At 73.3% G+C, this 12,916-nt stretch carries 8 protein-coding genes and 1 pseudogene; 3 read left to right on the top strand and 6 right to left on the bottom strand.

Annotation, left to right across the window (positions count from 1 at the left end):
- Together P3X83_RS35690 and P3X83_RS35685 are read right to left on the bottom strand one after the other, a co-directional pair.
- Positions 1-668, bottom strand: a pseudogene (locus P3X83_RS35690) (hypothetical protein); the annotation flags it as partial.
- A gap of 183 nt (positions 669-851) precedes the next feature.
- Positions 852-1,535 (bottom strand): YbhB/YbcL family Raf kinase inhibitor-like protein, encoded by a 684-nt coding sequence (locus tag P3X83_RS35685; protein ID WP_277309766.1) that lies wholly within the window; start codon positions 1,533-1,535, stop codon positions 852-854.
- 4 nt (positions 1,536-1,539) lie between these two features.
- On the opposite strand from P3X83_RS35685, the gene P3X83_RS35680 reads away from it, so the two are divergent.
- Positions 1,540-4,782 carry a BTAD domain-containing putative transcriptional regulator gene (locus P3X83_RS35680; RefSeq protein WP_277309765.1) on the top strand — a complete coding sequence of 1,081 codons (3,243 nt, stop codon included), beginning with the start codon at positions 1,540-1,542 and terminating at the stop codon, positions 4,780-4,782.
- A 7-nt stretch (positions 4,783-4,789) separates the two neighbouring features.
- On the opposite strand, the gene P3X83_RS35675 is transcribed toward P3X83_RS35680, so the two are convergent.
- Together P3X83_RS35675 and P3X83_RS35670 are read right to left on the bottom strand one after the other, a co-directional pair.
- A complete protein-coding gene (locus tag P3X83_RS35675; RefSeq protein WP_277309774.1) occupies positions 4,790-5,587 on the bottom strand; it encodes an ABC transporter permease in 798 nt (265 codons plus the stop codon).
- A 62-nt stretch (positions 5,588-5,649) separates the two neighbouring features.
- Positions 5,650-6,618 carry an ATP-binding cassette domain-containing protein gene (locus P3X83_RS35670; protein ID WP_277309764.1) on the bottom strand — a complete coding sequence of 323 codons (969 nt, stop codon included), beginning with the start codon at positions 6,616-6,618 and terminating at the stop codon, positions 5,650-5,652.
- Between the two features lie 189 nt (positions 6,619-6,807).
- On the opposite strand from P3X83_RS35670, the gene P3X83_RS35665 reads away from it, so the two are divergent.
- Positions 6,808-7,323 (top strand): PH domain-containing protein, encoded by a 516-nt coding sequence (locus P3X83_RS35665; RefSeq protein ID WP_277309763.1) that lies wholly within the window; start codon positions 6,808-6,810, stop codon positions 7,321-7,323.
- Entirely contained in the window at positions 7,320-8,966 is a 1,647-nt protein-coding gene (locus tag P3X83_RS35660; protein ID WP_277309762.1) for a PH domain-containing protein, read from the top strand. Before P3X83_RS35665 ends, P3X83_RS35660 begins: the two co-directional genes overlap by 4 nt.
- A gap of 23 nt (positions 8,967-8,989) precedes the next feature.
- Here the strand turns inward: P3X83_RS35660 and sepH are convergent, their stop codons facing one another.
- On the bottom strand, positions 8,990-11,062 hold the full coding sequence (gene sepH / locus P3X83_RS35655; protein ID WP_277309761.1) for a septation protein SepH: 2,073 nt from the start codon (positions 11,060-11,062) through the stop codon (positions 8,990-8,992).
- 507 nt (positions 11,063-11,569) lie between these two features.
- Positions 11,570-12,889, bottom strand: a complete 1,320-nt coding sequence (locus P3X83_RS35650; RefSeq protein ID WP_346742777.1) for a D-arabinono-1,4-lactone oxidase — start codon at positions 12,887-12,889, stop codon at positions 11,570-11,572.
- Positions 12,890-12,916: the final 27 nt, after the last annotated feature.

Raw genomic sequence — 12,916 nt, 5'->3', positions numbered from 1 at the left:
GTACGGCGGGGCGGCCCGCCCGCGGGACGCGCGGGGCCGCGGCCGGGGGGCTGGTCGCCGCGTCCGCCCTCGGGGGCGCGGCCCGGACCCTGTCCCTCCGGCGGGGTGAACATCACGGTCTTCTGCTCTGCGGCGGGAGCGGGACGGCTCGGAGGCTCGACCAGGTCGGCGAGGCCGCCGCCGGTGCGCGACGCGGGCGGAGTGCGCCTGGTCGGCTCGTCGGCCCCGGGCCCCTCCTCGCGCGGCGCGGGAGCGCCTTCCTGGGAGAGGTCATCGCGCGGGGCGCCGCGCCTGGCCGCGATGGACCCGCCGAAACCGCCCTCGTCGTCGCGGACCTTGGACCAGTAGTCCTCGTCGTAGTCGTCGGCTCCGCCGAACTCGTCGACGCCGCGGCGGCCACGCGTGCCCGGCTGCCTCGGGGGGCGCTGGCGCTTCTCCTCGGGCTCGTCGATCGGGCTGAAGTCGGGCGTGAAGTAGTCGACCCTCGGTTCGCGGGTGGCGAAGTCGTCGGAGGACAGCTCGGGGCAGCTCTCCGCCTCATCGGCCATCTTCTTGCGCCGGTCCGCGGGCAGCGCGCTCTCCCGGCGGTTCATCGACCGCATGCCCAGTGCCACGACGACGAGCACGAGGAGCACGACGGCGACCAGGCTTGCTATGACCGCGATCATTGCACCACCCTCAAGGCCATGGCCTGCCTGCGGCGCCGGTGAGATCGCGCGGCCATAGACGCGATCTGCCTGACTTGATCACCAACGCTCGGCGAACGGATCTGATTGTGTCGGACCACTATGAGCGTTGTCACACCCTAAGTGAAGAATCGGTAACCATTACTACCTCCGGTGCTCGGCGGGTCACTCGATGTGGACGGCAGTCAGCCGACCACGAGCGATGGTCCGCTCCGCGATGCGTTGCAGCGCATCGGAGAGAGGGGCGTTCTCCTTGATCTCGACCTTGCGGTCGAGGGCGTAGACGGTGAAACGATAGTTGCCATCGGCGCGGCATGGGGGAGAGTAGCCAACCTTGCCGTTGGCCAGACGCAACTGACCCATTCCGGCGGGCAGGCTTTGCGCGATGTTGTCACCCAGCTCGGTGGTGCGCGGGTCGATGTTGTACAGGACCCAGTGCATCTCCCCGTCGAAGCCCGCGCCGTTGTTGTCCACGACCACGGCGACCGACTTGGTCTGCGGAGTGGGAACGCCCGACCACCGCAGCGGCGGGCTGCCCAGTGTTCCCTTGCAGGAGTATCCGGCGGGCAGCGGGGCACCTTCTTTGATACGCGAGCTGGACACGCTGATGGAATCGAGAGGTGCGCCTCCGCCGAGAATCCCGCAGCCCGAGGTGACGACGGCGAGCGCCGCGACAAGCACCGCCGACGCGGTGGCGCGGCGCGCGATCGTTGACGACCTCCGCTGCCCCATGCCCGATGATGCTACGCGGATCTCATAGGTGTCCTGACCGGATCGCGCGGTTCCGTGGTCACGCAGGGCACCGTAATCCGCCACAATCGTGGACATGGAGGGGGTGAGCTTGGACACACGTATGAGCTTCGCCGTCCTCGGTACGCTGGAGGTTCGCCTCGACGGCCGCCCGGTGGAGGTGGGCGGCCAGCGGTTGCGCACCCTTCTCGGACTTCTTCTCCTCGATCCGGGCAGAACCATCGGCCTCGACGCCCTCATCGACGGCGTCTGGGGCGATCGCCCTCCGGCGGGGGTCGGCAACGCGCTGCAGGCCCTGGTGTCCCGGCTGCGTTCCGCGCTGGGAGCCGGGGCCGGTCTGGTGACGGGCGACGGCTCCGGTTACCGCCTGGCCGTCGAGCCCGGCCGGGTCGACGCCCACCGGTTCGCCCGTCTGGCCGCCGAAGGGAGCGACGCGCTCGCCGCGGGGGCGTCCGCCGACGCCGCGCGGATCCTGCGCTCCGCGCTCGGCCTGTGGCGCGGCCCCGCCTACGCCGACCTCGCGGGCAACGACCTGGCCACCGCCGAGATCACCCGGCTGGAGGCGCTGCGCCTGACCGCCACGGAAGACCGGCTGGAGGCCGACCTGCGGCTCGGACGGCACGCCGAGGTCCTGGCCGAGACGCCCGCGCTGATCGCCGCCCACCCCCTGCGCGAACGGATGCACGGCCAGCGGATGCGCGCCCTGTACGGCCAGGGCCGCCAGGTCGAGGCCCTCGCCGCATACGAGGAGGCGCGCGCCGGGTTCGCCGACCGCCTCGGCGCCGATCCGTCGCCCGCGCTGTCCGGCCTGCACACCGCGATGCTGCGCGGCGAGTGGCGGGAGCCGCGGGAACAGGAGCCCGCCGCCGACGAACCGGCCCCCGCCGCCGCTCCCGGCGAGCGCCGGGGCAACCTGCGCGCCGCGCTGACCAGCTTCGTCGGGCGCGAGGCGGAGGTCGCCAAGACCGGCGGACTGCTCGCCGAACACCGGCTGGTCACCCTGATCGGCCCCGGCGGCGCGGGCAAGACCCGCCTGGCGATCGAGACGGCCAGGGCGGTGGGGGAGCGGATTCCCGGCGGCACGTGGCTGGCCGAGCTGGCGCCGGTCGCCGACCCGCGAGAGGTCCCGCAGGCCGTGCTCACCGCGCTCGGCGTCCGCGACCCCTTGTCCTCCACCGCGCACGGGGTGCGCCGCCCCGCCGACGACGCGGAGACCGACGCCACCGCGCGGCTCGTGCGGGCCGTCGGGAGACGCGAACTGCTGATCGTCCTGGACAACTGCGAGCACCTGATCGACGCGGCGGCGCGGCTGGCGGACCGGCTGGTGGCCGAGTGCCCCGGCCTGCGCGTGCTGGCGACCAGCCGCGAGCCGCTCGGCATCATCGGGGAGGCGCTCTGGCCGGTGGGGTCGCTGGCCCTGCCGTCGCGTGAGGGGTCCGCCGAGGAGATCCTGCGCGCGCCGGCCGTCCGGCTGTTCACCGACCGGGCGGCCACCGCGCGCCCCGGCTTCGACCCCGCCGCCGACACCGGTTCGATCGCGCGGATCTGCCGCGACCTGGACGGCCTGCCGCTGGCCATCGAGCTGGCCGCCGCCCGCCTGCGCTCGCTGTCCGCCGCCCAGATCGCCGACCGGCTCTCCGACCGGTTCCGGCTGCTGACCGGCGGCAGCCGTACCGCGCTGCCCCGCCACCAGACCCTCCGCGCCGTGGTCTCCTGGAGCTGGGACCTGCTCGACGACGCCGAGCGCACGCTCGCCGCGCGGCTTTCCGTCTTCGCCGGCGGCACCACCCTGGCGGGCACCGAGAGCGTATGCGCCGGGGGCGGGCTGGAGCGCGCCGACGTGTTCGACGTGCTGGCCAGGCTCGTGGACAAGTCGCTGGTGCTCGCCGAGGCCGACCGTTACCGGATGCTGGAGACCGTCCGCGCCTACGCCGCGGAACGGCTGGCCGAGTCAGGAGAGGAGCGGCGCGTCCGCCTGGCGCACGCCCGTTTCCACGCCGAGCTGGCGGAGGCGGCGGAGCCGGGGCTGCGCGGCCACGACCAGCTCAAACGGATCAGCGAGCTGACCGCCGACCAGGACAACCTGTCCACGGCCGTGCGGTGGGCCACCGAGGAGGGCGAGCGGGCGCTGGCGCTGCGGCTGGTCGGCGCGCTCGGCTGGTACTGGTGGCTGGTCGGGCACCGGCTGGAGGGGGCGCACCGGGCCCACGCCGCGCTGGCCATCCCCGGCGGCGAGACCGACGTCGATCCGCGCGCCCTGGCCCACGCCCACGCGGCGTTCGGCATCAACGCCGCCGACGTGGGCATGCGCTGGGAGGAGGCCAGGGTCTCGCTGGAGACCGCGATCAGGATCGGCACCGATTCCCTGCCGAGCCCGCTGCCGCCGATGATCGCCGTGCTCGACACGATCCTGGCGCTGTTCATCAGGAAGTCGATGCCGCAGGCCCTGGAAGTGGCCGCGCGGCTGTCCGGGCACCCCGACCCGTGGGTGGTCGGGGTCGGCCAGTTGTTCCGCGGCATGCTGCTGATCAACGGGGGCCGCGTCGCCGAGGGGCAGGCCAGGGTCGAGGAGGCGCTGTGGCGGTTCCGCGAGATCGGCGAGCGGTGGGGGATCGGCAACGCCATGGCGGTGCTGTCCGAACTGGGGATCATGCGCGGCGACGCCGCCCGCTCGGTGCGGGAGATGCGCGACGCGATCTCCGTGATGGACCAGATCGGCGCCGGTGACGACACCGTCTACCTGCGCTCCCGCCTGGCCATCGGGCTCAACATGATCGGCGACCGGGCCGGGGCGGGCACCGTCCTCGACGAGACCTGGGCCATCGTCCTCCGCTCCGGCGACACCGTCGGCCAGGGAGGCGTGCACAGCGTGCGCGGCGACTTCGCCCGCGAGGACGGCGACCTGGAGGCGGCCCGGCGGCACTACTCCACGGGCATGAACATGCTGGGCGAGGAGGCCCCGCCCCAGCTCAAGGCGCTGATCACCAGCTCGCTCGCGCTGCTCGCCGAGGCCGAGCACGACCTGCCGCGCTCGCGCCGCCTGCACCATTCCGCGCTGGCCATCGCGCTGGGCTGCCAGGACGGGCCGGTCCTTGGCGGCGTGCTGATCGGGACGGCGGGCCTGGCCCTCGCCGAGGACGACCCAGCCCGCGCCGCGACGCTCCTCGGCGCGGCGGCGAGCATCCGCGGCTTCGACGAGGTGGCCGACTTCGACCACGTGCGGATCACCGCGAACGCGAAGGCCGCGCTCGGCCCGGGAGAGTTCTCCCGGTGCTACGAGCGCGGCCGTTGGATGCAGGTGGACGAGGCCGCCGATTTCGCCCGTGGCACGGGCGGGCGGGACTGATCGCCCGTCACGCGTGGTTGCGGAAGACGCGGATGGCCAGCGGGGCGAAGATCACCACGAAGCCGAGCGCCCAGAGCAGCGAGATCATCGTGGCCTGCCCGGCCTCGCCGCCGATCAGCATCGCGCGGATGGCGTTGGCCAGGTGGGTGACCGGGTTGACGTCGGACCAGGCCTCCAGCCAGCCGGGGAAGGTCTGCGAAGGCACCAGGGCGCTGCTGGTGAAGGTCAGCGGCATCATCGTGGAGAAGGCGATCATCTGCACCTTCTCCGGGTTGGACGCCTTCAGCCCGATCAGCACCGCCATCCAGGACATCGCCAGGGCCACCACCACGAGCAGCGCCAGTGCCGCCAGGAGCCCGGCCGCGCTCGTCGTCACCCGGAAGCCGAGCACCATGCCGAAGCCGACCAGCAGCGCGAACGCCCAGACCTGCTTGAAGGTGTCGGCGATGATCCGGCCGGCCAGCGGCGCGCTGCGGGCGATGGGCAGGCTGCGCAGCCGGTCGAAGACGCCCTTGGTGATGTCGGTGTTCAGGCCGATCGCCGTGGACAGGGTGTAGAACAGCGCGTTCTGCACCAGCAGGCCGGGCAGCGCGAACTGCAGGTAGTCGCCGGTCGAGCCGGAGATCGCGCCGCCGAACACGTAGGTGAACAGCAGCAGGAACATGATCGGCTGGATGCTGAGGTCGAGCAGCTCCCAGGGGTTGTGCTTGACCTGCACCAGGCTGCGCCAGGCCAGGGTCATGGTCTGCCTCACCGTGGCGGCCGGCCCGACCCGCTTGCTCACGGCGGGCATCGCGGTGCTCATGGTGGTCACGCCTTGCTCCGTTTCTGTTCGGGACTTCGCCGGTGTGCGCTCGTCGGTGGTGGTCATACCAGCGCCCCTTCCTTGTCTTCCTGGGAGTCGTCCTCGGCGCGGTGGCCGGTGAGGGCCAGGAAGACCTCGTCGAGGCTCGACTTGCGCAGCGACAGCTCGGAGGCCACCACGCCCAGGTCGTCGAGGCGGCGCACGATGGCGGGTACCACCGCCGGGTCGTGGACCGCGCCCACGACCTTCTCGCCGCTCACCTCGGGGGCCGTCTCGACCATGTCGGTCACCACCTGGACCACCAGGTCGAGGTGGTCGGGCCGCAGCGGCCGGACCTCGAGCACCTGCGCCCCCGTGCGGGACTTCAGCTCGTCGGAGCTGCCCGAGGCGATCACCTTGCCGTGGTCGAAGACCACGATGTCGTCGGCGAGCTGGTCGGCCTCCTCCAGGTACTGGGTGGTCAGCAGCACCGTCACGCCGTCGGACATCAGACCGCGCACGACGTCCCAGAGGTCGTTGCGGCTGCGCGGGTCGAGCCCGGTGGTGGGCTCGTCGAGGAACAGCACCTGCGGCCGGCCCACGAGGCTGGCGGCCAGGTCGAGCCGCCGCCGCATGCCGCCGGAGAAGGTCTTCGCGGCCCGCCCGCCCGCGTCGGACAGCGAGAAGCGTTCGAGCAGCTCGTCGGCCCGCTGCTTGGAGTCGGCCCTGGACAGGCCGAGCAGCCGGCCGATCATCAGCAGGTTCTCGAAACCGGTCAGCATCTCGTCGACCGCGGCGTACTGCCCGGTCAGGCCGATCAGCGAGCGCACCTGATGGGCCTCGCGCAGCACGTCGAAGCCGTTGACCCTGGCGGTGCCCGAATCGGGCCGCAGCAGCGTGGCGAGCACCCTGACCGCGGTGGTCTTGCCCGCACCGTTGGGGCCAAGCACTCCGAGCAGACGGCCCTGCGGCACCACCAGATCGACGCCGTCGAGGGCCTTCGTCTGCCCGAAGTGCTTCACCAGCCCCTCGGCCTCAATCGCGTATCCCATATGAGTTCTCCTTCATAGTTCGCCTCCGCTACTTTGCCGCAGGGCACTGACATTTCCCTGAGCCCGTGCGACGCAGGGTGTCGGTCGCTGAGATCCCGCTGAGATCCCGCTGACGGCTTAGGCTGACAGGGTGACCGTGCGAAGAATGTCGCCCCCCGCGCCGCCGTCCCGGCCCGCCGGGGAGGCGCGGTGAGCGTCTCGCTCCGCGACCCGGTCAACCGCGTCTCCAGGAAAGCCGTCACGCTGTGGCTGCTGGAGGCGCTGTTCGGGTTCGCCCTGCTGCTAGGCGGCTCGGTGCTCGCGGCGATCTGGCTCGACGGCGCCGACTGGCCCTGGGTCCCCGGCTGGCTGGCCTCCGACTCCTGGCTGCTGCCGGCGGCGGTGATCGTGGTCATGGGGCCGTTCGTCGTCATCGAGCCGTTCTGGCGCTACGCCGTGCACCGCTGGGAGTTGTCCGGCGACGTCGTCTACGCGCGCTCGGGCTGGATCAGCAGGCAGTGGGTGTTCGTCCCGGTCAGCCGCATCCAGACCGTCGACAAGGCCCAGGGCTGGTTCGAGCGGCTGCTCGGCCTGGCCACCGTGGAGATCCGCACCGCCTCCCACGCGGGCTCCTCCACCATCAAGGGGCTCGACTACCCGGTCGCCGCCCGCCTGTCCGAGGAGCTCGCGCACCGCGCCGAGGCGCTCAGAGACGACGCCACATGACCGCCCACCCGCCGCCCGACCGGCCTGCCGGTCCGGAGGGGTTCGCGGTGCCCCCGCCGGGCGGCGGCCCGCCGTTCGAGCGCGCCGTCGCGGCGCCCGCGCGGCTCAGCCCGAGGGTGCTGCTGATCGACCCGGTCCGCGTGCTGCCCTCGCTGTTCGTGCCGCTCGCCGGCGTGCTGTTCGTCGGCGGCTTCTCCCCGGCGTCGTTCGGCTGGGCGGCGTTCGGCGTGGCCGCGTCCATCGTCTACTCGGTCGTGCGCTGGGCCACCTTCACCTACCAGGTCGTCGGCGACCGGCTGGAGCTGACCAGGGCGCTGGTCAGCCGGTCCGTGCGCACGATCCCGCTGGAACGGGTCAGAGGCGTGGACATCAGCACGCCGCCGCTGCACCGGCTGCTCGGCCTGGCGGTGCTGCGCATCGACACCGGGGCCCGGGGCGGCGGCGAGAAGCAGGAGGGCGAGCTCAACGGGGTGACGGTCGGCGAGGCCGAACGCCTCAAGGGGCTGCTGCTGCGCCGCGCCAGGCCCGCGCGCGGGCAGACGCCCGCCGACGCCCCCGCCGGGGCGGAGCACGCGGAGGCCGGAGGCCCGGCCGTACCGGCGGTGGACGACGAGCGGGCGGCCGTATCCGAGACGGACGGCGAGCGCGCCGAACCCGAGATCGTCTACGCCCGCGTCCCCCGCCGCTGGCTGCTGTACGGCCCGCTCTCCGGCGCCTACCTGCTCACCCCGTTCGCGCTGGTCGCCGGGGCGATCGGGCTCGCCTTCCAGTGGGGCGAGCAGTTCGGCTTCGGGCAGCGCGCCGCCTGGGACTTCGGCACCTGGCTGTGGGACCACCCCTACCTGCTGATCGCCGTCGCCGTGCTGCTCGTGCTGGCCATGCCGGTCGCGGGCGCGGCCATGTACGCCGTGTTCAACTGGGACTTCACGCTCCGCTCGCGCGACGGCTACCTGGTCGCGGAACGCGGGCTGATCAACCGCCGCAGCGTGTCGCTCGAACGGCGCAGGATCCGCGGGTTCGAGATCGTCGAGGCCCTGACCGAGCGCGCCGCCCGCGTCGCGCGGGTCTGGGCGATCGTCACCGGCCTCGGCGACTCCGAGACCAGGGGCCAGCTCCTGCCCGCCTCCCCGCTGAGCGAGGCGCGGGCGGTGACCACCGCCGCGATCGGCACGGTGGGCACGCCGCTGCGGCCCCACCCGCCCGCCGCCCGCCGTCGAAGGTTGTTCCGCGCGGTGGCTCCGTGGCTCCTGGTAACGGCTGTGGCGGTCGTGGCGGCCCTGCTGACCGGGTCCGGGCAGTGGTGGGCGGCGGCGCTCCCCGCGCTGCTGCTCGCCCTTCTGGGCGTGCCGCTGGGCATCGACCGCTACCGGTCGCTCGGGCACACCTACGACGGCATCTGGCTGTCGGTCCGCTCGGGGTCGCTGCGCCGCCGGCAGGCCGTGATCGAACGGCGTGCGGTGGTCGGGTGGACCCTGCGCCAGACGTGGTTCCAGCGGCGGGCGCGGGTGCTCACCGTGATCGCCGGGGTCGGCGCGGGCGTCGGCGGGTACGCGGCCCTCGACGTCGCCGAGGACACGGGCCCGGCCTTCGCGGCCGAGGTCACGCCCGAGTGGCTGGCGCCGTTCGTCACGTCCCAGAAGTGACCTCGGAGTGAACCCCGGCCCCGTCAGTCCTGCTTGCGCGCGCCGAACATGATCTCGTCCCACGACGGCACGGAGGCGCGGCGGCTCCTGGAGCTCTTCCTGGCCGGGCGCGCGGGAGCGGGCTTCGGCGCGGGTGGAGCGGGCGGCGGCGCCGCGGGCTGCGGCGGAGCCTCGGCCGCCTTCTCCACCGGCTCGGGCTCCGGCTCGGCCTCGGGCTCGGCCTCGGGTTCCGGCTCCGGTTCGGCCTTGGGCTCCTGCTTCGCCGCGGGCTTCGACTCCGCCTTCGGCTCGGGCTTCGGCTCAGGCCTTGGTTCTGGCTTGGCCTCGGCGACCGGCTCCGGCTCGGCCTCGGCCTTCCGCTCGGCCTTGGAAGCGGCCTCCGCCTGCGGCTTCGCCTCGCCCTTGGATTCGGCCTTCGGCTCAGGCTTCGCCTCGGGCTCGGCCTTGGACTCGCCCTTAGCTTCGGGCTTCGAGACGGCCTCGGGCTTCGAGACGGCCTCGGGCTTCGAGACGGCCTCGGGCTTCGAGACGGCCTCGGGCTCGGCCTCTGCCCGGGGCTCCGCCTGCGGCGCGGCTGCCGCCGCGACCTCGGGCGCGGGCCGCATGGTCTCCGGCTCGGCCGGGACCGGCTTCCCGGCCGGGACCTCAGGGGCGGACGGCACGCCGCCGGCCGTCCCGGTCGCGGGCTCCCCGCCCCGAACGGCCTCAGCGGCCTGGGCCCCCTGCTCGCGCGCCACCGGCTCAGAGGACGCTGCCGCCCCGGGCGTGGACTCCCGCGCGACGGGCTCTTCACGCGCGGCCTCCGGCACCACCCGGGCCTGGGCCGCGGCTTGCGCGGTCGAGTGTGCCTGGGGCGCGGTGGCGTGGGTCGCCGTTTCCTGGGCGTCGCCGCTCTGTGGGGCGGCGGGCTCTGCGTGCGGGCGCTCCTGCGTCGTGGGGACGTGGGGTGCCGCTTCCCGGGTGCCGCCGCCGTGGGGCGTGGCCTGCGGTGCTGCGGGCGCGCGGTCGTAGGGCCCGGCGACGTGGGTGGGCGTCTCCCAGGTGTCGGTGCCCTGCGGGGCGGTGGGCTCGGCGGGCGCGCGGTCGTGGGGCGCGGGGTCCCGGTCCAGGGCCCACGGCATGCGGGGCTCGGGGTCGGGGCGGGACGGGGGCGGGGTGGACGGGAGGTAGGCCGCCGGGGGAGCGGAGCGGCGCTCCTCCTCCTGCCGGCCATCGGCCGGGTGACGCTGCGGCTCGGGCCGCTGTGTGAAGTACCCGGGCTCGGACCGGGACGCGGTGAAGTCCGGCTCGGCGCGCGGCAGGGCCGGGGGCGCGGTGCGGGGCAGCGCGGGCGCGTCGGGGCGCGGCGCGTTGTCCGGCGGCGGTGGCGGCTCGTGGCGGACCACGGAGGGGAACATCGGCGCCGGGGACGGCGGCTCGGGCGCGAGCGGCGGCACCGGCTGCAGCTTGGCGACGCGCGGCACGAACGGGGTGACCGTGGTATCGGGGACGGCGTCGGCGACGTCGGCCCCCGGCTCGACGTAGTCGGCGGCGGACAGCCGCAGCGCCTCGTCGTCGTGCGGGGAGATGTGCCGGCGGCGCGGGTCGAACAGCCACTCGGCGTGGCGCGTGTGACCGTTCCAGACGAAGCCGAGCTTGACCCGCCACAGGCCGTCGTCGCGCTTGGCGGAGTCCCAGTCGATCTCGTCGGCGGGCACGCCGCGCCGGGTCAGCCGCTCGGCGACCAGCTCACCGAGCGTTGGGCCGGGAGCGGACTCGCCGGGGATTCGCACGGCGACGCGCTGCGCCTGCTGGGCCATGTACTCGCGTTCCTGCAGGACCGGTCCTTCGAACCAGCGGACGCGCTCGACCGGGATCCCCGCGGTGGCGGCGATCTCCTCGGCGGTCTCTCCTGCGCGGATGCGCGCCTGGATCTCCTTGGGGCGCAACGGACTCTCCACTTCGATCTCGTACTGACCGAGACGGGAGAAGTTTCCGCGAACCGCCGCGCGGAGCCGGTCGTCAACGGGAAGCGTGAACCGCGTACCTCGCCCGGCCGTCGCCAGCACGAGATAGGTGCCGTCCTCACTCACCGCGACGAGCCGGAGCTCCTGCATGCGAGTCCCTTCGTCGTCGAGCTCAATCTTCCCCCGGACCCTTGAGTCTCTCGCGTGTGCCGGTTGCCTGCCAGCACCGTACCCGGCATGTCCGAACATCGCCTTGCTGGAGGGGGCTCGATCCGATGTGACGCCCGTCACATTTGCCGATTCCATCGGCTTACATCCCGCCGGTGCTCGGGGGCAGCTCCGACGCCCACGAAGGATTCTTCCCGATGGCGCGGCGACGTGCGGCGAACTTGGCCGAAGAACCCCCGCGAGGGTGTGCGCACGGGGGTGTGAGCCGGGGCCAGTGGGGCGTGGCTGGACGGGGGAGGGCGGCTGCGGAGCCGGTGGCCGTGGCCGGAGCCGTGCGGCGGGAGAGTACCATCTCCGGGATCTCCATCGGATTAGGGATTCGGCGGCGGGAAGGCGGTCCTGAATGTGCCTCGCCCGCGGGTGTCGAGGGCGACGCAACACGCGGACGCGTCCTTCCCGGGGGGTGCTCTTTACCGAATCCGGGAGCGTTCAGCCCAGCACGGCGTCCAGATAGTCGTTGGCGAACACGCGGGACGGGTCGAGACGGTCACGCAGTGCGACGAAATCCGCGAAGCGGGGATATATCCCGGCGAGGTAGGCGGCGTCGCGTGTATGAAGTTTGCCCCAGTGCGGGCGTCCGCCGAGCCTGACCATGATCTCCTCCACGCCCGCGAAGTACGCGGAGTGCGGGGTCGTCCGGTACACGTGGCAGGCGATGTACGCCGACGGCCTGCCGTACGCGGTGGACAGCCACGCGTCGCTCGGCGGGGTGACGCGCACCTCGACCGGGAAGCCGATCTTCCAGTCCATCCGGTCGATCAGGTCCCGCAGTTCGCGCAGGGCCTGGCCCAGGCGCTCGCGCGGGATGGCGTACTCCATCTCCAGGAAGCGAACGTCGCGGCGGGTGATGAAGATCCGGTGTGAGGAGTCCACGCACGCGGACTCCGACAGCAGCCGCGCCGTCAGTCCGTTGACGGCCGGGATGGCCTGGGGGAACCGGGCGCCGAACGCGCACACCGCGCCGAACAGGGTGTTCTCCACCAGGCGGGTGTCCACCCAGTACCGCAGCGGGCCTGGCGGGTCGGCGGGGCCCTTGGAACGGTTGTGGAACTTGGTCAGGCAGATGTCGGTGTGCGGCAGCCAGTAGAAGTCCAGGTGCTCGTTGCCCGAGGTCAGCTCGTCCAGCGTGTCCAGGATCCGGCTCAGCCGCAGCGGCCTGCGCACCTGGTGCAGCAGGAACGCGGGCTCTGCCCGGAGGGTGACGGCGGTGAGCACGCCGAGCGCGCCCAGCCCGACCCTGGCGGCGTCGAACAGGTCCTGTTCTGCGATGCCGTCGAGGTCGGCGGTGCCGCCGTCGGCGACGGTCGCTATCCGCCCGTCGGCCAGCACCAGTTCCAGGGCGATCACCTGGTCGGCGATGCCCCCGGCGTCCCTGCCGGTGCCGTGGGTGCCGGTCTGGATGGCCCCGGCGACCGTCTGGGCGTCGATGTCGCCCAGGTTGGCGAGGGCCAGGCCGAGACGGTCGAGTTCGGCGTTGAGGTCGCGCAGGCGCGTACCGGCGGCCACGGTGATCCATCCGTCGCCGGCCGCGCGGACGCCGGTAAGGGCGTCGGGGCGCAGCAGCACGCCGTCCGTCAGGGCCACCCCGGTGAAGGAGTGGCCGCTGCCCACCATGCGTACGCGCCTTCCGGAGCGGGCCGCCCGCCGTACGGCGTGCGCCACCTCCTCGGCGCTCGACGGCGCGCCGACCTCTGCGGGCCTGTTCACCTGGTTGCCCGCCCAATTACGAAACTCTGACCGTGCTCTCACGAAGGCGAACATACTCACCCGCGTTCC

This window comes from Spongiactinospora sp. TRM90649 (assembly GCF_029382225.1).
Classification (GTDB): domain Bacteria; phylum Actinomycetota; class Actinomycetes; order Streptosporangiales; family Streptosporangiaceae; genus Spongiactinospora.
Note: the sequence above shows the minus strand (reverse complement) of the source record. Positions and strands in the feature narration are given on the sequence as shown.

Coding starts and splice junctions, on each gene's coding strand:
- P3X83_RS35670 (WP_277309764.1), bottom strand. CDS start 6,618: ATGGGATACGCGATTGAGGCCGAGGGGCTGGTGAAGCACTTCGGGCAG.
- sepH (WP_277309761.1), bottom strand. CDS start 11,062: ATGCAGGAGCTCCGGCTCGTCGCGGTGAGTGAGGACGGCACCTATCTC.
- P3X83_RS35675 (WP_277309774.1), bottom strand. CDS start 5,587: ATGAGCACCGCGATGCCCGCCGTGAGCAAGCGGGTCGGGCCGGCCGCC.
- P3X83_RS35660 (WP_277309762.1), top strand. CDS start 7,320: ATGACCGCCCACCCGCCGCCCGACCGGCCTGCCGGTCCGGAGGGGTTC.
- P3X83_RS35680 (WP_277309765.1), top strand. CDS start 1,540: ATGAGCTTCGCCGTCCTCGGTACGCTGGAGGTTCGCCTCGACGGCCGC.